General features: G+C 62.1%; 17 protein-coding genes. 15 read left to right on the forward strand and 2 right to left on the reverse strand.

Annotated elements, in window-relative coordinates; genetic code table 11:
* Positions 1-18 precede the first annotated feature (18 nt).
* The 4 genes from infB (at position 19) to typA (ending at position 6146) form a co-directional block, all read left to right on the forward strand.
* Positions 19-2853, forward strand: a complete 2835-nt coding sequence (gene infB / locus F0P97_RS10375; protein WP_182286641.1) for a translation initiation factor IF-2 — start codon at positions 19-21, stop codon at positions 2851-2853.
* Between the two features lie 95 nt (positions 2854-2948).
* Positions 2949-3326: a 30S ribosome-binding factor RbfA gene (rbfA, locus tag F0P97_RS10380; protein WP_003056352.1), complete on the forward strand. Its 378-nt coding sequence runs from the start codon at positions 2949-2951 to the stop codon at positions 3324-3326.
* Positions 3327-3330: 4 nt separating this feature from the next.
* On the forward strand, positions 3331-4323 hold the full coding sequence (gene truB, locus F0P97_RS10385) for a tRNA pseudouridine(55) synthase TruB (protein WP_182286642.1): 993 nt from the start codon (positions 3331-3333) through the stop codon (positions 4321-4323).
* Complete coding sequence (typA, locus tag F0P97_RS10390; RefSeq protein ID WP_182286643.1) at positions 4320-6146, forward strand: translational GTPase TypA; 1827 nt, start codon at positions 4320-4322, stop codon at positions 6144-6146. The genes truB and typA overlap by 4 nt, the downstream gene beginning before the upstream one ends.
* Before the next feature lie 351 nt (positions 6147-6497).
* On the opposite strand, the gene F0P97_RS10395 is transcribed toward typA, so the two are convergent.
* On the reverse strand, positions 6498-6803 hold the full coding sequence (locus tag F0P97_RS10395; protein WP_003063149.1) for a c-type cytochrome: 306 nt from the start codon (positions 6801-6803) through the stop codon (positions 6498-6500).
* 113 nt (positions 6804-6916) lie between these two features.
* Between F0P97_RS10395 and F0P97_RS10400 the strand changes: the two genes are divergently transcribed.
* From F0P97_RS10400 to F0P97_RS10430, 7 genes are all read left to right on the forward strand, one after another.
* On the forward strand, positions 6917-7156 hold the full coding sequence (locus tag F0P97_RS10400) for a TIGR04438 family Trp-rich protein (RefSeq protein WP_182286644.1): 240 nt from the start codon (positions 6917-6919) through the stop codon (positions 7154-7156).
* 140 nt (positions 7157-7296) lie between these two features.
* A complete protein-coding gene (gene ilvD, locus F0P97_RS10405; protein ID WP_182286645.1) occupies positions 7297-9156 on the forward strand; it encodes a dihydroxy-acid dehydratase in 1860 nt (619 codons plus the stop codon).
* 115 nt (positions 9157-9271) lie between these two features.
* On the forward strand, positions 9272-10279 hold the full coding sequence (locus tag F0P97_RS10410; RefSeq protein WP_182286646.1) for a Bug family tripartite tricarboxylate transporter substrate binding protein: 1008 nt from the start codon (positions 9272-9274) through the stop codon (positions 10277-10279).
* 154 nt (positions 10280-10433) lie between these two features.
* A complete protein-coding gene (gene lgt / locus F0P97_RS10415; protein ID WP_182286647.1) occupies positions 10434-11276 on the forward strand; it encodes a prolipoprotein diacylglyceryl transferase in 843 nt (280 codons plus the stop codon).
* 155 nt (positions 11277-11431) lie between these two features.
* Entirely contained in the window at positions 11432-12847 is a 1416-nt protein-coding gene (locus F0P97_RS10420) for a malonyl-CoA decarboxylase (protein WP_182286648.1), read from the forward strand.
* Positions 12848-12959: 112 nt separating this feature from the next.
* Positions 12960-13976 (forward strand): Bug family tripartite tricarboxylate transporter substrate binding protein, encoded by a 1017-nt coding sequence (locus F0P97_RS10425; RefSeq protein WP_182286649.1) that lies wholly within the window; start codon positions 12960-12962, stop codon positions 13974-13976.
* 162 nt (positions 13977-14138) lie between these two features.
* Positions 14139-15692: a malonate--CoA ligase gene (locus F0P97_RS10430; protein WP_182286650.1), complete on the forward strand. Its 1554-nt coding sequence runs from the start codon at positions 14139-14141 to the stop codon at positions 15690-15692.
* 388 nt (positions 15693-16080) lie between these two features.
* On the opposite strand, the gene F0P97_RS10435 is transcribed toward F0P97_RS10430, so the two are convergent.
* A complete protein-coding gene (locus F0P97_RS10435) occupies positions 16081-16524 on the reverse strand; it encodes a universal stress protein (protein ID WP_003063135.1) in 444 nt (147 codons plus the stop codon).
* A 188-nt stretch (positions 16525-16712) separates the two neighbouring features.
* Here F0P97_RS10435 and F0P97_RS10440 point away from each other — a divergent pair, with 188 nt between their 5' ends.
* The 4 genes from F0P97_RS10440 to ccoO all read left to right on the forward strand — a co-directional run bounded on the left by F0P97_RS10440 (position 16713) and on the right by ccoO (position 21383).
* Complete coding sequence (locus F0P97_RS10440) at positions 16713-19094, forward strand: heavy metal translocating P-type ATPase (protein WP_182287164.1); 2382 nt, start codon at positions 16713-16715, stop codon at positions 19092-19094.
* Positions 19094-19231: a cbb3-type cytochrome oxidase assembly protein CcoS gene (gene ccoS / locus F0P97_RS10445; protein ID WP_003056328.1), complete on the forward strand. Its 138-nt coding sequence runs from the start codon at positions 19094-19096 to the stop codon at positions 19229-19231. Before F0P97_RS10440 ends, ccoS begins: the two co-directional genes overlap by 1 nt.
* Before the next feature lie 63 nt (positions 19232-19294).
* Positions 19295-20731, forward strand: a complete 1437-nt coding sequence (gene ccoN / locus F0P97_RS10450; protein WP_182286651.1) for a cytochrome-c oxidase, cbb3-type subunit I — start codon at positions 19295-19297, stop codon at positions 20729-20731.
* A gap of 19 nt (positions 20732-20750) precedes the next feature.
* Positions 20751-21383, forward strand: a complete 633-nt coding sequence (gene ccoO, locus F0P97_RS10455; RefSeq protein ID WP_182286652.1) for a cytochrome-c oxidase, cbb3-type subunit II — start codon at positions 20751-20753, stop codon at positions 21381-21383.
* The last annotated feature ends 2 nt before the right edge of the window (positions 21384-21385 follow it).

Raw genomic sequence — 21385 nt, forward strand, 5'->3', positions numbered from 1 at the left:
GGGAGGTACAGAGCATTTATGTCGAGTAATACGGTTGCAGAATTTGCGAAAGAGCGCAACACGACCCCTGATACCTTGCTGCAGCAGCTCAAGGCCGCCGGGGTTGACAAGGCAAATGCCGCTGATGCGCTGACCGAAGGTGACAAGCAGCGCTTGCTGTCTCACCTGCAGGCAAGCCATGGCAGCGGTGCCAAGAAGATCACGCTGACCAAGAAGTCCACCAGCGAAATCAAGCAGGCGGATTCATCGGGCCGTGCCCGTACGATTCAGGTGGAAGTGCGCAAGAAGCGCACTTTCGTGAAGCGGGAAGACACTCCCGCCGAGGCTCAGGCCAATGCGGAAAGCATGGCTAAGGCTGTGCAGGAGCGTGCCGCTAGTCAAGAGCTGGTACGCCGTGAAGAAGATGCTCGCCGCGAGGCCGAGCTGTTGAGCCATCAGGAAGAACAATTGGCCAAGGAACGTCAAGAGCGCGAAGAGCGCGAGCGCCGCGAGCGCGAAGCCGAGGAACGTGCTGCAGCCTATGCAGCCGCGGAAGTCGCCAAGGTGGCTGAAGCCAAGGCGGCAAAGGAAGAGGAAAAGCGCGAGCACGCCGCAGGCGCTGCCGCACGTGCAGCGGCCCAGGCCGAGGCACGCGCCAAGGCGGAAGCCGAATCCCAGGCCAAGGCTGCTGAAGAAGCCAGCCGCGCCAAGGATCTGGATGAGCGCCGCCGCAAGGCCCTGGCCGAGGCGGAAGCCATCCGTGCCATGATGGCTGCGCCCAAGAAGGTGCTGGTCGCCAAGAAGCCCGAAGAGCCCAAGAAGGCTGCTCCGGTCGCTGCGGATGCCAAGAAGCCTGTTGCCGCCAAGGATGGCAACAAGCCTGCAGGCGGCGCTGGTGCAGCCAACGCTGGTGGTGGCGCCCGTCCCGGCAAGGAAGTCAAGTCCGCCAAGCTGTCTTCGAGCTGGTCCAACGACGCGGCCAAGAAGAAGGAAATCAAGACCCGTGGCGACAGCTCCGGTGGCGTGGCTGGCCGTTCCAACTGGCGCGGTGGCCCCAAGGGCGGCCGTCGTGGCAATGACCGTCACGAGCAGCAACAGCAGCAGGCTCCCGAGTTCCGTCAGCTGGAGATTTCGGTGCCCGAGACCATCACCGTGGCCGAACTGGCCCACAAGATGGCCATCAAGGCATCCGAGGTCATCAAGGTTCTGATGAAGATGGGCCAGATGGTCACCATCAACCAGCCGCTGGACCAGGACACCGCCATGATCGTGGTGGAAGAAATGGGTCACACCGCCAAGGTGGCAGCGCTGGACGATCCCGAGGCCTTCACTGCCGAGGAAGTTTCCAACTCCGAAGCCGAGCAACTGCCTCGCGCTCCTGTGGTGACCGTCATGGGCCACGTGGACCACGGCAAGACCTCGCTGCTGGACTACATCCGTCGCACCAAGGTGGCATCGGGCGAAGCCGGCGGCATCACGCAGCACATCGGTGCCTACCATGTGAAGACGCCTCGCGGCATCATCACCTTCCTGGACACTCCCGGTCACGAGGCCTTCACGGCCATGCGTGCTCGCGGTGCCAAGTCCACCGACATCGTGATTCTGGTGGCTGCTGCCGATGACGGCGTGATGCCCCAGACCAAGGAAGCCATCAAGCACGCCAAGGCAGCTGGTGTTCCTATCGTGGTGGCCATCACCAAGGCTGACAAGCCCGAAGCCAACCCCGACCGCGTCAAGCAGGAACTGGTCGTGGAAGAGGTGCTGCCCGAGGAGTACGGCGGTGATTCTCCCTTCGTTGCCGTGTCCTCCAAGACTGGCCAGGGCATCGACGAGCTGCTGGAGCAAGTGCTGCTGCAGGCCGAAGTGCTGGAACTCAAGGCGCCGGTGGAAGCCGCTGCCAAGGGTATCGTGATCGAAGCCCAGCTGGACAAGGGCCGTGGTACCGTGGCTACGGTGCTGGTGCAGTCCGGTACGCTGAAGGTCGGCGATGTGGTGCTGGCTGGCCAGACCTATGGTCGCGTGCGAGCCATGCTCGACGAAGACGGCAAGCAGACCAAGGAAGCCGGTCCTTCCATCCCTGTCGAGATCCAGGGTCTGAACGAAGTGCCCCAGGCGGGTGACGACTTCATGGTGCTGAGCGACGAACGCCGTGCCCGTGAAATCGCAACCTACCGTGCCGGCAAGTTCCGCAATACCAAGCTGGCCAAGCAGCAGGCTGCGAAGCTGGAAAACATGTTCGCCGAAATGTCCGCTGGCGATGTGCAGACTCTGCCCATCATCATCAAGGCCGACATGCAAGGCTCGCAGGAAGCTCTGGCAGCCTCGCTGCTCAAGCTGTCGACCGACGAAATCAAGGTTCAGCTGGTGTACTCCGGTGTGGGCGGTATTTCCGAGTCCGACGTCAACCTGGCTCTGGCTTCCAAGGCCATCATCATCGGCTTCAACGTGCGTGCGGATGCTCAGGCCCGCAAGACCGCCGAAGGCAACGATGTCGACGTTCGCTACTACAACATCATCTACGACGCCGTGGATGAGGTGAAGGCTGCGATGTCCGGCATGCTGGCTCCCGAGAAGCGCGAAGAGATCATCGGCATGGCCGAGATCCGTACCGTGTTCGTGGCGACGAAGATCGGCACCATTGCCGGCTCGTACATCACGCAAGGTCACGTCACCCGCAACGCACACTTCCGTCTGCTGCGCGACAACGTGGTCATCTACACAGGCGAGATCGAGTCGCTGCGCCGCCTCAAGGACGATGTCAAGGAAGTCAAGGAAGGCTTCGAGTGCGGTATCAAGCTGCGCAACTACAACGACATCAAGGAAGGCGACGTGCTGGAAGTCTTCGAGATCAAGGAAATCGCTCGTACGCTGTAAAAGCAATAGCTGCTAGCGCCTGTTGTGCAAGGGTTTGAGGCTGAAAATGCCTTGAGCTCCTTGTGCGGCAAGCGCAAATAGCTCCTTTTTTATTCATGGCAACCAAACGCAAATCTGCTGCTCCCAACCGCAGCTTCAAAGTTTCCGACCAGATCCAGCGTGATCTGTCGGAGCTGATCGCCCGCGAGTTGAAGGACCCGCGCGTCGGCATGGTCACGCTGCAAGGCGTGGAGGTGACTCCTGACTATGCCCACGCCAAGGTGTTCTTCAGCGTGCTTGTCGGCGATCCCGAAGTGACGCTGGCTGCACTCAATCAGGCCGCAGGCTTTCTGCGCAACGGCCTGTTCAAGCGTCTGCACATTCATACCGTGCCCACGCTGCATTTCGTCTACGACCGCACTACAGAGCGCGCAGCCGACATGAACGCCTTGATCGCCAAGGCCGTGGCGTCGCGCGGACCCGAACAGGAATAAGCACATGAACGCCCCTCGCACCCGGGTGCAGCGGCGCCCTGTGCATGGGGTGTTGCTGCTCGATAAACCGCTGGGCTGGTCCAGCAACGATATCTTGCAGAAGGTCAAGTGGCTGCTGCGCGCCGAAAAGGCCGGGCATACAGGCACGCTTGATCCGCTGGCCAGTGGCGTGCTGCCGCTGTGTTTCGGCGCTGCCACCAAATTCAGTCAGCTTCAGCTCGAAGCCGAGAAAACCTACGAAGCCATTGCCCGCCTGGGCCAGACCACGACCACGGCCGATGCCGAGGGCGATGTGGTGCTGGAGCGTGCCGTCGATCTGGCCGCCATCACGCCCGAGCGCCTGGCGCAGGTGCAGGCCCAGTTCACGGGCGACATCAAGCAGGTGCCGCCCATGCACAGTGCGCTGAAGAAGGACGGCAAGGCACTCTATGAATACGCCCGTGCGGGCGTGGAAGTGGAGCGTCCCGCACGCGATGTCACCATTCATGCATTGGATCTGACGCTGGTGCAGGACGATGAGGGGCATCCAGCCATCAAGATGAGAGTGACCTGCAGCAAGGGCACTTACATCCGCACATTGGGCGAAGACGTGGGCGAGGCCTTGGGCTGTGGCGCCCACTTGCGTTTTCTGCGCCGTGTGGAAACCGGCGGTCTTGAGGTGTCGCGCTGCGTGACGCTGCAGGCGCTGGAAGCCATGAACGATGAAGAGCGCATCGCACAGGTCCGGCCTGTGGATACCCTGCTGCATCGTCATGCCGTCGTCACCTTGGGTGAACAGGATGCAGGTCGCTTTCTATCAGGCTTGCGCCGCCGAGGGTCTTGGGCTGATGCCCCGGCCGTGGCGGTGTATGGTGAGCGCCCGCATGCCCTTTTAGGGGTAGGCCGTGTGGCGAGCGGGGAATTGATCCCCGAGCGCCTGCTCAGTCCGCTAGAAATTCAACAAATTTTGGAAGGAACGCCGCGTCCACAAGCAAGCGGCATTTTGGAAACATTATGAGCAAACAAATCCGCAACATTGCGATCATCGCGCACGTTGACCACGGTAAGACCACCATGGTGGACCAGCTGCTGCGCCAGTCCGGCACTTTTGCCGAGCACGAAAAAGTCGTCGACACCGTGATGGACAACCATGCCATCGAACGTGAGCGCGGCATCACCATTCTGGCCAAGAACTGTGCCGTGTCCTGGAAGGACACCCACATCAACATTCTCGACACGCCCGGTCACGCGGACTTCGGCGGCGAAGTGGAACGCGCTCTGTCCATGGTTGACGGCGTGGTGCTGCTGATCGATGCGCAAGAGGGCCCCATGCCCCAGACGCGTTTCGTGACCAAGAAGGCTCTGGCCCTGGGCCTGCGCCCCATCGTGGTGGTGAACAAGGTGGACAAGCCCGGCGCCAACCCCGACAAGGTGATCAACGCCGCTTTCGACCTGTTCGACAAGCTGGGTGCCACCGACGAGCAGCTGGACTTCCCCGTGGTCTACGCCTCCGGCATCAACGGCTGGTCGTCCAAGGAAGAGGGCGAGCCCGGTGCCAAGTGGGGTGAGGACATGTCCGCCCTGTTCGACACCATCCTGGATCACGTGCCTTCCGTGCAGGGCGATGCCAGCGCTCCCCTGCAGCTGCAGGTTTCCGCTCTGGACTACTCCACCTTCGTGGGTCGTATCGGCGTGGGCCGCATCACCCAGGGCACGCTCAAGCCCGGCCAGCAAGTGGCCGTGATGGCCGGTCCTGACGGCAAGAGCTACAGCGGCAAGATCAACCAGGTGCATACCTTCCAGGGTCTGGATCGCGTGCAGGCCACCGAAGCTGGTCCTTCCGAGATCGTGCTGATCAGCGGTATCGAAAACATCGGTATCGGCGAGACCGTCACCGACCCGGTCAATCCCCAGCCTCTGCCCATGCTGAAGATTGACGAGCCCACGCTGACCATGAACTTCTGCGTGAACACCTCGCCCCTGGCAGGTCGTGAAGGCAAGTTCGTGACCAGCCGCCAGATCTGGGACCGTCTGCAAAAGGAACTGCGCTCCAACGTGGCTCTGCGCGTCAAGGAAACCGACGAAGACGGTATCTTTGAAGTCTCCGGCCGCGGTGAACTGCACCTGACCATCCTGCTGGAAGAAATGCGCCGCGAAGGCTACGAGCTGGCCGTGTCCAAGCCCCGCGTCGTGATGCAGATGATCGACGGCGAAAAGCACGAGCCTATCGAGCTGGTGACTGCCGACATCGAAGAAGGCCACCAGGGCGGCGTGATGCAGGCACTGGGCGAGCGCAAGGGCGAGCTGGTGAACATGGAACCCGATGGCCGCGGTCGCGTCCGTCTGGAATACCGTATTCCTGCCCGTGGCCTGATCGGTTTCACCAACGAATTCCTGAATCTGACACGTGGTTCCGGCCTGATTGCCAACATCTTCGACAGCTACGAACCCCATAAGGGCGACATCGGCGGCCGCAAGAACGGCGTGCTGATCTCCATGGACGACGGTGAAATCTTCACCTACGCCCTGGGCAAGCTGGACGACCGTGGCCGCATGTTCGTGAAGGCCGGCGACCCCGTGTACGAAGGCATGATCATCGGCATCCACAGCCGCGACAACGACCTGGTGGTGAACGCCACGCGTACCAAGCAGCTGACCAACTTCCGCGTCAGCGGCAAGGAAGATGCCATCAAGATCACGCCACCCATCGAACTGTCGCTGGAATACGGCGTGGAATTCATCGAAGAGGACGAGCTGCTGGAAATCACCCCCACCAGCCTGCGCGTGCGCAAGCGTCACCTGAAGGAACACGATCGCAAGCGTGCTTCGCGTGATGCGTAATTCACAGGCCTAGGCTGTGAATCCAAAAAAAGGCCCTTAGGGGCCTTTTTTATTGCACGCTGCTGCCCGACGGGCCGCTCATCTGCCTGGTTTGATACATCGCAACCGCTGCAGTATCGATTCGTCGCTATGCGAGCCATGGGTCGAGTTGCTGCCGGGCTGCAGCAGTCAAGTGCTGCAGCAGATGCTGACCTCACGGGTCCGCAGCGAAGCCTGGAATCCTGGCTTCGGAGCGCTGATGAAAGAGCAGGGGATCCGCTGAGTCGCGGTAGCTTCAGAAACAAAAAACCGCATGGGAGGCATGCGGTTTTTGATAACGGCCCTGTCTCGCGCCGTTGAGAAGCAGTCGATTTACTTCTGCGTCAGAATCCAGGCCACCAGCTTCTTGGCATCGGCATCGTTCACCTGGGGATTGGCGGGCATGGGCACGGGGCCCCACACGCCGGAGCCGCCCTTGATGACCTTGGCAGCCAGCTTGTCGGCAGCATCCTTCTGGCCTGCATACTTGGCGGCGACATCCTTGAATGCGGGACCAACCAGCTTTTTGTCAACAGCGTGGCAGGCCATGCAGTTCTTGGACTGCGCCAGGGCCTGATCGGCCATGGCAGGGGCCACGGCAGCGGCGGAAAGGGCGAAAGCGATCAGAAATTGCTTCATCATGAGTTCCCAGGGTGCGGGGTTAAAGTTGATCTTTTAGCGCATTGTAGTGCTTGGCTTGTGTACTCTCCAGTGCACTCTGTGTTCTGGAAAATCAACAAAAAGGGGGATGTATGTATCTGTTAGGTTTGGCGATCGTGTTGTCGCTGCTCAAGCTGGCTGAGATCGGGCCTGTCGCAGGCTGGAGCTGGTGGCCGATTCTGGGCGTTTATGGCGGGGCTGCCGCCTGGTGGGCCTGGGCCGATGCTTCCGGCTATACCAAGCGCAAGGCCATGGACAAGATGGACCGGCGCAAGAAAGAGCGTATCGAACGTCAGAGGCAGGCCATGGCACCGGGTCAGCGACGTCGTTGAGTGGCGAATCAGGCATCGTGATTGACGATGTCTGGCGATTGTTTTGCCTGACAGCCCGCCATGGGCTAGGCATCGCTGCCTTGCAGTGCTGGGCCATAATCCAAAGAATCATTTCCCGATAACGTCTTATAGCGAACCCCATGCCCGCATACCGTTCCAAAACCTCCACTGGCGGCCGCAACATGGCCGGTGCGCGCGCCCTGTGGCGTGCCACCGGCATGAAAGATGGCGATTTTGACAAGCCCATCATTGCGATTGCCAATTCCTTCACCCAGTTCGTGCCTGGCCATGTGCACCTGAAGGATCTGGGGCAACTGGTCGCGCGCGAGATCGAGGCGGCCGGCGGTGTGGCCAAGGAGTTCAACACCATCGCCGTGGACGATGGCATCGCCATGGGTCATGACGGCATGCTGTATTCGCTGCCCAGTCGCGACCTGATCGCGGACTCGGTCGAGTACATGGTCAATGCCCATTGCGCGGATGCGCTGGTGTGCATCTCCAACTGCGACAAGATCACTCCCGGCATGCTGATGGCCGCGATGCGCCTGAACATTCCGGTGATCTTTGTTTCCGGCGGCCCCATGGAAGCCGGCAAGACCAAGCTGGCCAACCCCGAAACCAAGACCATCGAGTTCAAGAAGCTGGATCTGGTGGATGCCATGGTGATCGCGGCCGATCAACGCTATTCCGACGCCGAAGTGGCCGAGGTGGAACGCTCCGCCTGTCCGACCTGCGGTTCCTGCTCGGGCATGTTCACCGCCAATTCGATGAACTGCCTGACCGAAGCGCTGGGCCTGTCCCTGCCCGGCAACGGCACCGTGGTCGCTACGCATGCCGACCGCGAAGAGCTGTTCCTGCGCGCCGGCCGCCGCATCGTCGAGCTGGCCCGCGACTATTACGAGAACGGCAACGACAACGTGCTGCCGCGCTCCGTCGGCTTCAAGGCGTTCGAGAACTGCATCACGCTGGACATCGCCATGGGCGGCTCCACCAATACCATCCTGCACCTGCTGGCCATCGCCCAGGAAGCGGGTATCGACTTCACCATGGCCGACATCGACCGCCTCTCGCGCGTCGTGCCCCAGCTGTGCAAGGTGGCGCCCAACACGCCCAAGTACCACATCGAAGACGTACACCGCGCCGGCGGCATCATGGCCATCCTGGGCGAGCTGGACCGCGCCGGCAAGCTGCACACCGATGTGCCCACGGTGCATGCCAAGACCATGAAGGATGCGCTGGAGCAGTGGGACATCATGCGCACGCAGGACGAGGCCGTGCGCCACTTCTACATGGCCGGACCGGCCGGCATTCCCACGCAGGTGGCGTTCAGCCAGAACACCCGCTGGCCCAGCCTGGACCTGGACCGTGCCGAAGGCTGCATCCGCAGCTACGAGCACGCTTTCAGCAAGGAAGGCGGCCTGGCCGTGCTGCGCGGCAACATCGCGCTGGACGGCTGCGTGGTGAAGTCCGCAGGCGTGGACGAGTCGATCCTGGTGTTCGAAGGCCCGGCCCATGTGGTCGAGTCGCAGGACGAGGCCGTGGCCAACATCCTGGCCGACAAGGTCAAGGCTGGCGATGTGGTCATCGTGCGCTACGAAGGCCCCAAGGGCGGCCCCGGCATGCAGGAAATGCTCTACCCCACCAGCTACATCAAGTCCAAGGGCCTGGGCAAGGCCTGCGCGCTGCTGACGGACGGCCGTTTCTCGGGCGGTACCTCCGGCCTGTCCATCGGTCACTGCTCTCCCGAAGCGGCAGCCGGCGGCGCGATTGGTCTGGTGCAGAACGGCGACATCATCCGCATCGACATTCCCAACCGCAGCATCAACATGCTGGTCAGCGACGAAGAGCTGGCCCGCCGCCGTGAAGCGCAGAATGCCAAGGGCTGGAAGCCTGCCCAGGCGCGTCCCCGCAAGATCTCCGCGGCCCTCAAGGCCTATGCCAAGCTGGTGACCAGCGCCGACACCGGCGCTGTGCGCGATCTGTCGCTGCTCGACGATTAAGTTACGTTTGTTTCGTCATTTCGTCAGCGCGGCCTCCCATGCTGACGGACAATCCCACAGCCGCTCGATGCAAGTCGCGCGGCTGTTTTTATTGTCTTGCCAGAAAGTGATCTCCATGTCTTTCGCTGTTCGCCCCTCCTTCTTGTCGAAGACAGCAGGGCTGCTGGCCTTGCTGGGGGCATTGACGGCGCAGGCTGCAGAAGGGCGTTACCCGCAGCGTCCCGTGCGTCTGGTGGTCCCTTTCACACCCGGAGGCTCCACCGACATCGTGGCGCGACTGGTTGCCGATGCCATGCACACGACTATGGGTCAGCCCGTGGTGGTCGACAACCGCTCCGGCGCCAGCGGCTTCATCGGGGCCGAGGCCGTGGCCAATGCGGTGCCTGACGGCTACACGATCGGCCTGGGCACCATCAGCACGCTGGTGGTCAATCCCATCATGCTGCCTCAGTCGGCACGCATAGATCCTGCCAAGGCCTTTGTGCCGGTGGTTGCACTGGCATCCATTCCGTCGGTGTTCTCCGTGCATCCCAACATGGGTGTGCAGAACTATGCCCAGTTCCTCACTCTTGCGCGCAGCAAGCCGGGTCAGTTCAATATCGGCTCGGCCGGAGTAGGCTCCATCGGGCATCTGATTGCCGAGCGTCTCAATGTCGATCTCAAGCTCAAGCTGCACCACATTCCCTACAAGGGGCAGGGGCCGGTGATCAGCGGCGCATTGTCGGGCGAGACCCAGGTGCTCAGCGATCAATACCCCTCGTCGGCTCCGCATGTGGCTGCGGGCCGCCTGGTTCCGTTTGCCGTGGCTGCACAGGAGCGCTTGCCTGCCCTGCCGCAGGTGCCCACGTTCAGGGAGTTGGGTCACCCTTCGCTCAACGATCTGGCCATCACCTGGTTCGGCATCGTTGCTCCGGCAGGAACGCCGCAGGCCGTCGTGGCCAGGATCAACGGCGCTGCCAACGCGGCCTTGCAGGATCCTGCCGTGCAGGAGCGGTTGCAGGCCATGGGCGTGCAGGTATTGGGCGGCACACCGCAGCGATTGAGCGCCATGATGGATGAGAGCGCCAAGGTCGTGCGCCAGACCGTGCGCGAGCAGGGCCTGGCGGTGGACAAGCCGCATTGACGCTTGAAGGAGCGCCGCCTGCGCCGCTGGCGCCGGATGCAGCAGGATGCCAGGTCGAGGTTTTTCGCATCAGGGGGCTTTGAGCCGGTGAATGAGGCCCTGCAGCGTTCTCGGAGCATGCAGTTTTGCAGAAACGTCATCGGCCTGCGGCACAATGCCTGACATGCTGATGTATCCGCACATTGATCCTGTAGCCGTGCAGATTGGCCCGCTGGCCGTGCACTGGTATGGCATTACCTATCTGGTGGCCTTTGGTCTGTTCCTGTTTCTGGGCACGCGCCGACTGCACCACCCTCCATTCAAATACATGACGGGCGAGCGTGCCTGGGCGCGCAAGGATGTGGAGGACATTCTCTTTCTCGGCGTGCTGGGCGTGGTCGTGGGCGGGCGCATCGGCTATTGCCTGTTCTACAAGCCCGGCTACTACCTCTCGCATCCGCTGGAGATTCTTGCCGTTTGGCAGGGCGGCATGAGTTTTCACGGCGGCCTGCTGGGCGTCATCGGCTCCATGATCTGGTTTGCGCGCTCGCGCAGGCGCAACTGGCTGGAAGTCGCAGATTTTGTGGCGCCCTGCGTGCCCACAGGGCTGGCTGCGGGCCGCATCGGCAACTTCATCAACGGCGAACTCTGGGGACGTTTTGCGAGTGCCGATCTGCCCTGGGCCATGGTGTTCCCGCAAAGCGGCTCCATGCTGCCGCGTCATCCCTCGCAGATCTATCAGTTCCTGATGGAAGGGCTGCTGCTGTTCATCATCCTGTGGCTTTACGCGCGCAAGGAGCGCAAGCCCGGCCAGGTCGCGGCGGTTTTTCTGATCGGCTATGGGGCCTTCCGCTTCATTGCTGAGTACTTCCGCGAGCCCGACGACTTCCTGGGCATTCTGTCGCTGGGCATGAGCATGGGGCAGTGGCTGTGCATTCCCATGATCGTGGCCGGTGTGCTCATGTGGGTGTGGTGCGGCAAGCGCCAGGCCTACGCGGTTCAGCGGACCACGGCCTGAAGGCCAAATCCAGAAAAGCGCAGACTCCGGTCTGCGTTTTTCATGGCGTGCCATGCGAGGCCGAAAAACTGCACATAATGGCTGAAAGCGTTACTGCAATTGCGGTATCTGCTTCTTCAATGAGAGCATGATGGTGCTGGAACAAGGAGATGCATATGGGGTGGGCAGCCGAGTGGATTGAGCAAACCAAGCTGTGGGTGCGCGGTGCAGAGGGCGAGAAGGGCGATGGCCAGCATCGCCCGCTGGCACAACGCCTGGAAGCCACCTTGCGTCGTGGGGAGGAGGCGCTGTCGCCGCGCGAGCTGCGTCGCTTGCTGCAGGACATGCAGCAGGTCGCCGATACCGCGCTCAGCGACGTGGAGGGTGGCCGTCACGCGCAGCTGCTGATGGACTGGTATGGCAAGGCCGACCTGGCCGCACGCAAGGACTTCTGGCTGCTGGCGATTGAAAAGTTCGGCCCTGATGCCAAGGCCCTGCAGGCGGCCCGCGAGCGCTACGACAAGGCGGGCAGCGATGTGGAGCGTGGCGAGGCCGAGATGAGCCTGCGCCGCGCCCTGGTTTCATCGCGCACGCGGCTGTTGCAGCGTTTTGCCCAGCCCAAGGGCGGCATGGGCTTTCTGGTCGACATGCGCGCCGAGTTGCTGGCCTTGCCCAAGGCGGAGCAGCACTATGTGGCGCTGGACGCCGAGCTGGAGCATCTGTTCTCCAGCTGGTTCGATGTGGCCTTGCTGGAGCTCAGAAGCCTGAACTGGGATTCGCCTGCATCGCTGCTCGAAAAGCTGATCAAGTACGAGGCAGTGCACGATATCCGCAGCTGGGCCGATCTGAAGAATCGCCTCGACAGCGACCGCCGCTGCTATGGGTTCTTCCACCCGCGCATGCCCAATGTGCCGCTGATCTTTGTGGAGGTGGCACTGCTGGACAAGATGGCTGGCAGCATGGCTCCGTTGCTGGACGAGGCCGCAGCGGCTGCCGATCTGGCCAAGGCCAACACCGCCATCTTCTATTCCATCAGCAACACCCAGACCGGACTCAAGGGCGTGAGCTTCGGTGATTCGCTGATCAAGCATGTGGTGGAGACGCTCACGCAGGAGTTTCCCAAGCTCAAGCAGTTCGCCACGCTGTCGCCGATTCCGGGACTGCGCAGCTGGCTGAGCAAGAACGGCGATGCGGCGCTGGCGGAGCTTGACGACAAGCAAAAGGCAGCCCTGGAAAAAGTCGCCGGCGGAGTGAGTGCCGCGCAATTGCTGGCTGCACTGGACGATCCCGGCTCGCTGCCGGAGAAATCGGTGGTGCGTCAGGCTGCCATGTTCTGCGCTGCGCGCTATCTGGGTCGGGAAACTGCCAAGGGTCGTCCGCTGGATGCCGTGGCACGCTTTCACCTTGGCAACGGTGCGCGCGTGGAGCGCCTGAACTGGGCGGCAGACCTGTCGTCCAAGGGGCTCAAGCAATCCATGGGGCTGATGGTCAACTATCTGTATGACCTCAAGCGCCTGGACAAGCACCGCAGCCTGTTGGCGCAGAGCAAGATTCCCGTTTCCTCGGAGATCGAATCACTGTGCAAGGGTTGAGTGCATCGCGGCTCGCGCTGCGCCCGGCCTGAGCCGGCTTTTGCTGCTGCGTCTTCCAACCACAAGCCTGGCGGCGGCGATGCGGCTGACCGGGCGCGCAGAGGAGACATGCATGCAGGATTCTTGGGCAAAGAGCGTGGGTTTGCAGCGGCGCACGCTGCTTGGGTCGACGGGGGCATTTTTAGCGGCAGGGGCGTGGGGCTGGTCCGGCATGGCCCAGGCATCGGAATGGCCGAGCAGGCCTGTCAATCTGATCGTGCCTTTTCCTGCCGGCGGTGGCACCGACACCTTTGCCCGACCGTTCTCTGCCCAGTTTGCCAAGACTTCGGGCAAGACCCTGGTGATAGACAACCGCGGTGGCGCGGGCGGTACGCTGGGTGCCAGCATTGCGGCCAAGGCCGCACCCGATGGCTACAACTTCTTCATGGGCGGCACCCACCATGTGATTGCGCCATCGGTCTATCCCAAGCTCGAATACGATCTGGAGCGCGACTTCATCCCGCTGGCGCTGCTGGCCAGCGTGCCGCAGGTCGTGGTGGTCAATCCCAAGAAGGTGACGCATGCCAGCTTGCAGGCTCTTGTTCAGGACCTGCGTGCCAACCCCGGCAAGTACAACTATGCCTCGGCAGGGCCGGGTTCCTCGCACCATCTGGCGGGCGAGTTGTTCAAGCTGCAGACCAAGACCCAGATCACCCATATCCCCTACAAAGGCGCAGGGCCGGCGCTGCAGGACCTGATTGCCGGCAATGTGGACATGCTGTTCGATGGCCTGGGCTCATCGGCCCAGCATATCAAGGGTGGCCGCATCAAGGCCTTGATGGTGGCGGGTGCCAAGCGCAACCCCGCCTTTCCCGATGTGCCCAGCGCGGCCGAGTGCGGCCTGCCGGACTTCACCGTCACCACCTGGTATGGGCTATGGGCCCCCAAGGGCACACCTGCCGCCGTGCAGCAGCAGATGCTGGACGAGGTGCGCAAGATCGGTGCCGCCGAGGACATCAAGGCTGCCTGGGCCAAGAACGGCGCCGATTACGGGCAGCTGAGCCAGCCGCAGTTTGCCAGCATGGTGCAAAGCGAGATCCAGCGCTGGGCCCATGTGGTCAAGGCGGCGAATGTGAAAATTGACTCCTGAGCCTGCTGGCTGCCTTGCGGGGCGCCCTTTGCTGACGCCCCATTTTGAAGAAGTGATTTTTCCAGTGCCTTGCGCCACCGGCCAGGCCAGGGCCGGGCCTATGATGGCCATGGACCTTTTGCTTTCACCGTTTCCGAGTTCGACAGCATCACGATGACCGACATGCCTCAAGCCAATCTTTTCAGCGCGCTGCGCGCTGCATTTCCTGCGGATCTGACGAAAATCGCCGTGGAGGCCATCGAGCCCGATGGCTCCAGCCTCTACTACACCTGGGCCGATCTGGAGCAGGGCAGTGCACGCATGGCCAATCTGCTGGCCTCGCTGGATCTGCCCGAGGGCAGCCGCATTGCGGTGCAGGTGGAAAAGTCGGTCGAAGCCATGATGCTCTACCTGGCCACGCTGCGCAGCGGCCATGTGTTCCTGCCGCTGAACACGGCCTACCAGAGCGCCGAGATGGAGTACTTCATCACCAATGCCGAGCCGGCCGTGGTGGTCTGCTCCCCCGGCTGTTTTGGCTGGGTGTCCAAGATTGCCTTCAACCACGGCGTGGGCCATGTCTACACCCTCGGCACTGATCGCACGGGCAGCTTGCTGGAGCGTGCGGCGCACCATAGCGATGAGCACCAGGTCGCTGCGCGCCGCGCCGACGATCTGGCGGCGATTCTCTACACCAGCGGCACCACGGGGCGCAGCAAGGGCGCCATGCTCAGCCACGGCAATCTGCTGAGCAATGCGGCCATGCTCAAGGTCTACTGGGGCTGGCAGGACGGCGATGTGCTGATTCACGCGCTGCCCATCTTCCATGTGCATGGCCTGTTTGTCGCCATTCACGGGGCGCTGCTCAACGGCAGTCCCATGATCTGGTTTGCCCGCTTCGAGCCCGAGGCCGTCATGGCGCGCTTCAAGGATGCGACCGTCTTCATGGGGGTGCCAACCCTTTATGTACGCATGCTGGCCGATGCCAGGCTGGACCGCGACATGGCTGCGCACATGCGTCTGTTCATCTCGGGCTCGGCGCCCATGCTGATCGAGACCTTCCGTGCCTGGAAGACACGTACCGGTCACACCATCCTTGAGCGCTATGGCATGAGCGAGACCATCATGCTGACCTCCAACCCCTATCAGGCAGATGCGCGCTATGGCAATGAGGCCGAGCGTCGCGGCGCAACCGTCGGCTTTCCCCTGCCTGGCGTGGGCGTGCGCATTCATGGCGATGACGGCAAGGCCCTGCCCGCAGGCGAGATCGGCAATATCGAGGTGCAGGGCCCCAATGTCTTCAAGGGCTACTGGCGCATGCCCGAGAAGACGGCAGAGGAGTTCACGGCCGACGGCTGGTTCAAGACCGGCGATGTGGGCCTGCAGGACGAGCGCGGCTATTTCAGCATTGTGGGGCGCAGCAAGGACTTGATCATCTCGGGCGGCTACAACGTCTATCCGGCCGAGGTGGAGGGCTTCATCAACGATCTTCCCGGTGTGGATGAAAGTGCCTTGGTGGGCGTGCCGCATCCGGACTTTGGCGAGGTCGGCGTTGCCGTCATCGTGCCGCGCAAGGGCGTGCAGCTGGATGGGTTGAAGATTCTGGAGTCGCTCAAGGCCAGGCTGGCCAATTTCAAGGTGCCCAAGCGCTGCTATGTGGTGGACAGCCTGCCGCGCAACACCATGGGCAAGGTCCAGAAGAAGCTGCTGCGCGATCAGTATCAGCAGGAGTTCTCCTGAACCCGGTCGAAGCGGACGCCAAGCGTTGGTTTTTGGCTGCAATATTGCCTGTGTTTCAGGCGCTTGTCTTTTGACTTGACTCCTGAAAAGTGAGCTGATTGTGCAGTCTGTAAGCCATATTCAGCATTGAATCGACTCAAAAATAAAGCGGCTTGTACGCAAGCTGCTTTTAATTTGTGAGTTGCAAACGGCGGCCCTTGAGCGGCCTGTGTCACCGAATATCTGGGACAAGCCGGGCCAGGAACGCCCGGTCAGGGACGCCCGGTCAGGGACGCCCGGTCAGGGACGCCCGGTCAGGGCGACCGGCCGGGGCGACCGGCCAGGGCCGTCCCCCAGTACAGATGCCATCCCCTCAAGGGAAGCCGCTAAGCGGCTCAGGGGGATCCGATCAGCGCAGCACCAGCACAGGCACGGGCGAGTGCGTCAGCACATGCTGGGTTTCGCTGCCCAGCAGCAGGCGCTGCAGACCCTTGCGACCGTGCGAAGCCATGACGATCAGGTCGCAGTCGTGCTTTTTGGCCATCTCCACAATCGACTCGGCTACCAGGTCGGAGTGGGCGATTTCGGTGGTGACATTGACCTTGCGCTCATGGCCAAAGGCTTTGACGCCGTTCAGCAGGGTCTGGGCCTGATTGGTCCATTGCTCCTCAATGCGCTTGGCTTCCTTGATGTCCAGCAAGTCGCTGCCTTCCAGATAGCTGCGCGGATAGTGCGAGACAACCTTGAGCGCAATCACGCTGGCGCCGCACAAAGCGGCCAGATCCAGGCCTGCATGCACAGCCTTGTCTGAGAGTTCGGTGCCGTCGGTAGCAATCAAAATGCGGTTGTACATAGCTTTCTCCTTGGGTTGCATGCGTTGTAAATACAAGCATATGTCGATTGGGCAGTTAACGGTTGATTAATGTCAAGATGGGTATCATCTGGCGTAGTTACGCTTGAAACATGTCCCAACACACTACTGTCCAGCCATCCGCGGCAGAGCCTGCTGTTGCTGACACCGGTTTCCTGAACGTGTCCCAGATGCACAGTCATCTGCTGGACGATCCGCAAGAATGGAGCTCGTTTGGCCGACCCGCCGGCCAGGGCTCCAAGGCTCCAGTCTCCGAAAACACGACCGAATTCCCAGTTTGGGACTCTTTTGTGGTTTTGGAGGGCATGCACTGTGCTGCATGTGCGCTGACCATCGAGGAGGCGCTCAGAGCCGTCCCCGGAGTGCAGGCCGCCGAAGTCAGCGCCGCAACGCGCCGAGCCCGTGTCCAGTGGCGCCCGACCCAGGTGCTTCCATCGCAATGGATGGAGGCCGTCTTGCGTGCGGGCTACCGCGCCTTGCCCGCGCGCGACGCATTTGCGCGCGAGCTGCGCCAGGCCGAGACGCGCCGTGCCCTGTGGCGCTGGCTGGTGGCCGGCCTGTGCATGATGCAGGTGATGATGTATGCATGGCCTGCCTACACGGCGCGTCCCGGCGACCTGTCGCTGGAGATGGAGACCTTGCTGCGCTGGGCATCCTGGGTGATTTCTCTGCCCGTGGTGCTGTTTTGCTGCGGCCCGTTCTTCAAGAGCGCGCTCAAGGACATCACCCAGCGCCGCGTGAGCATGGATCTGCCCGTGGCCATAGGCATGCTGATCACCTTCGTCATCAGCACGCTGGGAACTTTTGATCCTGCCGGTCCCTTTGGTCAGGAAGTCTTCTTCGACTCGCTGACCATGTTTGTCTTTTTCCTGCTCACGGGGCGCTGGCTGGAGCTGCGTCTGCGCGATCGCACGGCCGGTGCATTGGAAGCCGTGATGAACCGGCTGCCGGATTCGGTGCTGCGTCAGCAGCCCGACTCGGGCGAGTTCGAGCGTGTGGCCACGCGCCGCCTGCGTGTGGGTGATGTGGTGCGTGTGCTCGCGGGCGAGGCTTTCCCCGCTGACGGCCGGATTCTGCGCGGCACCACCCATGCCGATGAGGCTCTTCTGACTGGCGAATCCACGCCTGTTTTGCGCGCACAGGGCGATGCAGTCACCGCCGGCAGCTACAACCTTGACAGTGTTGTCGAGGTGAGAGTGGATAGCGTGGGTGAGGGCACCCGCTTTGCGCAGATCGTGAATCTGATGGAAAGCGCTTCGCTGCAAAAGCCAACACTGGCCCAGTTGGCCGACAAGGTGGCCCGGCCTTTTCTCGTCGTGGTGCTGCTGGCGGCGCTGGCTGCAGCCATCTGGTGGTGGCCCACCGACCCAGGCAAGGCCATGATGGTGGCCGTGGCCGTGCTCATCGTCACCTGCCCCTGTGCGCTTTCCCTGGCCACCCCCGTGGCCATGCTTACGGCGGCCGGCACCCTGGCGCGCAGCGGCGTGCTGGTGCGCAATCTGCAGGGGCTGGAGGCGCTGGCCGCCGTGGATACGCTGGTGTTCGACAAGACCGGAACGCTCACGCGCGACGGCCTGGTGCTGCGCGCGCTGACGCCTGCTGAAGGTCAAAACACCGATGAGCTGCTGGCGTTGGCCGCCTTGCTGGCGCGCCAGTCCATGCATCCCGCTTCCAAGGCACTGGCCCAGGCGGCCGAGGTGGCCGAATTGCCTGCCAGCGCATGGCTGCTGGATTCCGTCCAGGAAATCGCTGGCAGCGGCCTCGATGTCTGGGTGCAGGCGCGCAGCAATACCGCCTTGCGCCGCCATCTTCGTCTGGGCTCGGCCGCGCATTGCGGCGTGCCTGAGCTGGCTCCGCATGAGCTGGGGCAGAGCGTGGTGCTGGCCGAGGAATCGCAAGGTGGCTGGCTGCCCCTGGCGCAGTTCCATCTGAGCGAGGATGTGCGCCCTGAAGCAGCCCAGGTCATTGCCGACCTGAGGCAGCAAGGCGTGACGGTGCAACTGCTCTCGGGTGACCGCTCTGCAGCGGTGCAAACTGTGGCCGCCAAGCTGGGCATCGAGCAGGCGCAGGGCGACTGCAAACCGCAGGACAAGCTGGCAGCCATGCAGGCGGCACAGGCAGCAGGGCATAAAGTTGCCATGGTGGGCGACGGCCTGAATGACGGCCCAGTTTTAGCCGGAGCGCATGTCTCTTTTGCTTTTGGTAGAGCAGTGCCGCTGGCACAATCGCGAGCAGACTTCGTGGTACTGGGAGACAGCCTGGAGTTAGTGTTGCAAAGCCTGTTGCTGGCCCGACGGACCCTGTCCGTGGTGCGCCAGAACCTGGGCTGGGCAGCAGCCTATAACGCGATCTCTATTCCTCTGGCCCTCGTGGGCTGGATGCCTGCCTGGCTGGCAGGGCTCGGCATGGCGCTGAGCTCCTTGCTGGTCGTCGCCAACGCAGCTCGTCTTGCACGTGCGTTGCCGCTGCAGGCTGCTGATAGCAACGCGTCCGCCCCCGCGCACCTTGCGCTGCGGGGCACCGTCATGCCACTGATTCAAGGAGGCCATTGATGGACATTCTGTATGTATTGATTCCGCTGTCGGTTGTTCTGGTCATGGCCATTGTGGCTGCCCTGTGGTGGGCCGTGTACCGGGGCCAGTTCGAGAGCGTGGAACAGGAAGGCGAGCGCATTCTTCGCGACGATTGATGTGGCTCAACGAGCCCAATGAGAAACCAGTGAACACTTTGCAAGAAATCTAAGAGGTGCCCGATGGAAGCAACAAATAACAATGCTGTCTATTACGACGACACCGTCGTAAGACAGTTCTCTATCATGGCCGTGGTATGGGGGGTGGTAGGTATGGCAGTGGGCGTGTTTATCGCGTCCCAGCTGGCCTGGCCGGAACTCAACTTCGGCATTCCCTGGCTGAGCTACGGACGTCTGCGCCCGCTGCATACCAATGCCGTGATCTTCGCCTTTGGTGGCTCGGCCTTGTTCGCCACCAGCTACTACGTGGTGCAACGCACCTGCCAGACCAAACTGTTCATGCCCAAGCTGGCCAGCCTGACCTTCTGGGCCTGGCAACTGGTCATCGTGGCTGCGGCCATCAGCCTGCCCCTGGGATACACCCAGGGCAAGGAATATGCCGAACTGGAATGGCCCATCGACCTGTTGATCACCGTGACCTGGGTGTCCTATGCCATCGTGTTCTTCGGCACCATCGGCATCCGCAAGGTCAAGCATATCTATGTGGCCAACTGGTTCTTCGGTGCCTTTATCCTGGCCGTGGCCTTGCTGCACGTGGTCAACAACGTCTCCATTCCTGCAGGCTGGATGAAGAGCTACTCGGCCTATGCCGGCGTGCAAGACGCCATGGTCCAGTGGTGGTATGGCCACAACGCCGTGGGCTTCTTCCTGACCGCCGGCTTCCTGGGCATGATGTATTACTTCATCCCCAAGCAGGCCGGTCGTCCCGTGTACTCGTACCGCCTGTCGATCGTGCACTTCTGGGCACTGATCTTCACCTATATGTGGGCCGGTCCTCACCACCTGCACTACACCGCGCTGCCCGACTGGGCCCAGTCGCTGGGCATGGTGTTCTCGCTGATCCTGCTGGCTCCCAGCTGGGGCGGCATGATCAACGGCATCATGACGCTGTCGGGTGCCTGGCACAAGCTGCGTGACGACCCCATCCTGCGTTTCCTGATCGTGTCCCTGTCGTTCTACGGCATGTCCACCTTCGAAGGCCCGATGATGGCCATCAAGACCGTCAACGCGCTGAGCCACTACACCGACTGGACCGTGGGCCACGTGCACTCCGGCGCTCTGGGCTGGGTGGGTCTGATCACCATGGGCTCTCTGTACTACCTGATTCCCCGCCTCTTCGGCCGCGAAAAAATGCACTCCGTGCCCGCGATCGAGCTGCACTTCTGGATGGCGACCATCGGCATCGTGCTGTACATCGCCGCAATGTGGATTGCCGGTGTGATGCAGGGCCTGATGTGGCGCGCCGTCAACCCCGACGGCACGCTGACCTACACCTTCGTGGAAAGCGTGAAGGCGACCTATCCCTTCTATGTGATTCGCGTGACTGGCGGTCTGCTGTATCTGGGCGGCATGCTGGTGATGGCATGGAACACCTGGAAGACCGCAATGGCCGGCCGTTCCGTCAAGGTGGCAGTGCCTGCCGTGGTGGCTCACGCCTGAGCATTGAGGAGCAAAAGCAATGTCTGATCAAAATAACGCAGCTCCCAAGAGCTTTTCGCACGAGAAGATCGAGACCAGCAACTTTTTGCTGATCGCGCTGACGCTGTTCGTGCTGACCATTGGTGGCCTGGTGGAAATCGTGCCGCTGTTCTTCCAGAAGTCCACGACCGAAGCCGTGGCGGGTCTCAAGCCCTACACGCCGCTGCAGCTGATGGGACGCGACGTCTATCTGCGCGAGGGTTGCTACAACTGCCACTCGCAGATGATCCGTCCCTTCCGCGCCGAGACCATGCGCTACGGCCACTACTCGGTGGCGGGCGAGTTCGTGTACGACCACCCCTTCCAGTGGGGCTCCAAGCGCACCGGCCCCGACCTGCACCGTGTGGGCGGCAAGTACAGCGACGAATGGCATCGCATCCACCTGAACAACCCGCGTGATGTGGTGCCCGAGTCCAACATGCCTGCTTACTCCTGGCTGGAAGCCAACAAGGTGGATGACACGGCCGTGGCAACGCGCATGAGCGCGCTGCGCAAGGTGGGCGTGCCCTACACCGATGCGGAGATCGCTGGTGCTCAGGCCGAAGTCAAGGACAAGACCGAGATGGAGGCAGTGATTGCCTATCTGCAGGTCCTGGGTCGCGCCGTCAAGTAACA

It is taken from the genome of Comamonas testosteroni, assembly GCF_014076415.1.
Lineage (GTDB): Bacteria > Pseudomonadota > Gammaproteobacteria > Burkholderiales > Burkholderiaceae_C > Comamonas > Comamonas testosteroni_F.

Coding starts and splice junctions, on each gene's coding strand:
- infB (WP_182286641.1), top strand. CDS start 19: ATGTCGAGTAATACGGTTGCAGAATTTGCGAAAGAGCGCAACACGACC.
- rbfA (WP_003056352.1), top strand. CDS start 2,949: ATGGCAACCAAACGCAAATCTGCTGCTCCCAACCGCAGCTTCAAAGTT.
- truB (WP_182286642.1), top strand. CDS start 3,331: ATGAACGCCCCTCGCACCCGGGTGCAGCGGCGCCCTGTGCATGGGGTG.
- typA (WP_182286643.1), top strand. CDS start 4,320: ATGAGCAAACAAATCCGCAACATTGCGATCATCGCGCACGTTGACCAC.
- F0P97_RS10395 (WP_003063149.1), bottom strand. CDS start 6,803: ATGAAGCAATTTCTGATCGCTTTCGCCCTTTCCGCCGCTGCCGTGGCC.
- F0P97_RS10400 (WP_182286644.1), top strand. CDS start 6,917: ATGTATCTGTTAGGTTTGGCGATCGTGTTGTCGCTGCTCAAGCTGGCT.
- ilvD (WP_182286645.1), top strand. CDS start 7,297: ATGCCCGCATACCGTTCCAAAACCTCCACTGGCGGCCGCAACATGGCC.
- F0P97_RS10410 (WP_182286646.1), top strand. CDS start 9,272: ATGTCTTTCGCTGTTCGCCCCTCCTTCTTGTCGAAGACAGCAGGGCTG.
- lgt (WP_182286647.1), top strand. CDS start 10,434: ATGCCTGACATGCTGATGTATCCGCACATTGATCCTGTAGCCGTGCAG.
- F0P97_RS10420 (WP_182286648.1), top strand. CDS start 11,432: ATGGGGTGGGCAGCCGAGTGGATTGAGCAAACCAAGCTGTGGGTGCGC.
- F0P97_RS10425 (WP_182286649.1), top strand. CDS start 12,960: ATGCAGGATTCTTGGGCAAAGAGCGTGGGTTTGCAGCGGCGCACGCTG.
- F0P97_RS10430 (WP_182286650.1), top strand. CDS start 14,139: ATGCCTCAAGCCAATCTTTTCAGCGCGCTGCGCGCTGCATTTCCTGCG.
- F0P97_RS10435 (WP_003063135.1), bottom strand. CDS start 16,524: ATGTACAACCGCATTTTGATTGCTACCGACGGCACCGAACTCTCAGAC.
- F0P97_RS10440 (WP_182287164.1), top strand. CDS start 16,713: ATGCACAGTCATCTGCTGGACGATCCGCAAGAATGGAGCTCGTTTGGC.
- ccoS (WP_003056328.1), top strand. CDS start 19,094: ATGGACATTCTGTATGTATTGATTCCGCTGTCGGTTGTTCTGGTCATG.
- ccoN (WP_182286651.1), top strand. CDS start 19,295: ATGGAAGCAACAAATAACAATGCTGTCTATTACGACGACACCGTCGTA.
- ccoO (WP_182286652.1), top strand. CDS start 20,751: ATGTCTGATCAAAATAACGCAGCTCCCAAGAGCTTTTCGCACGAGAAG.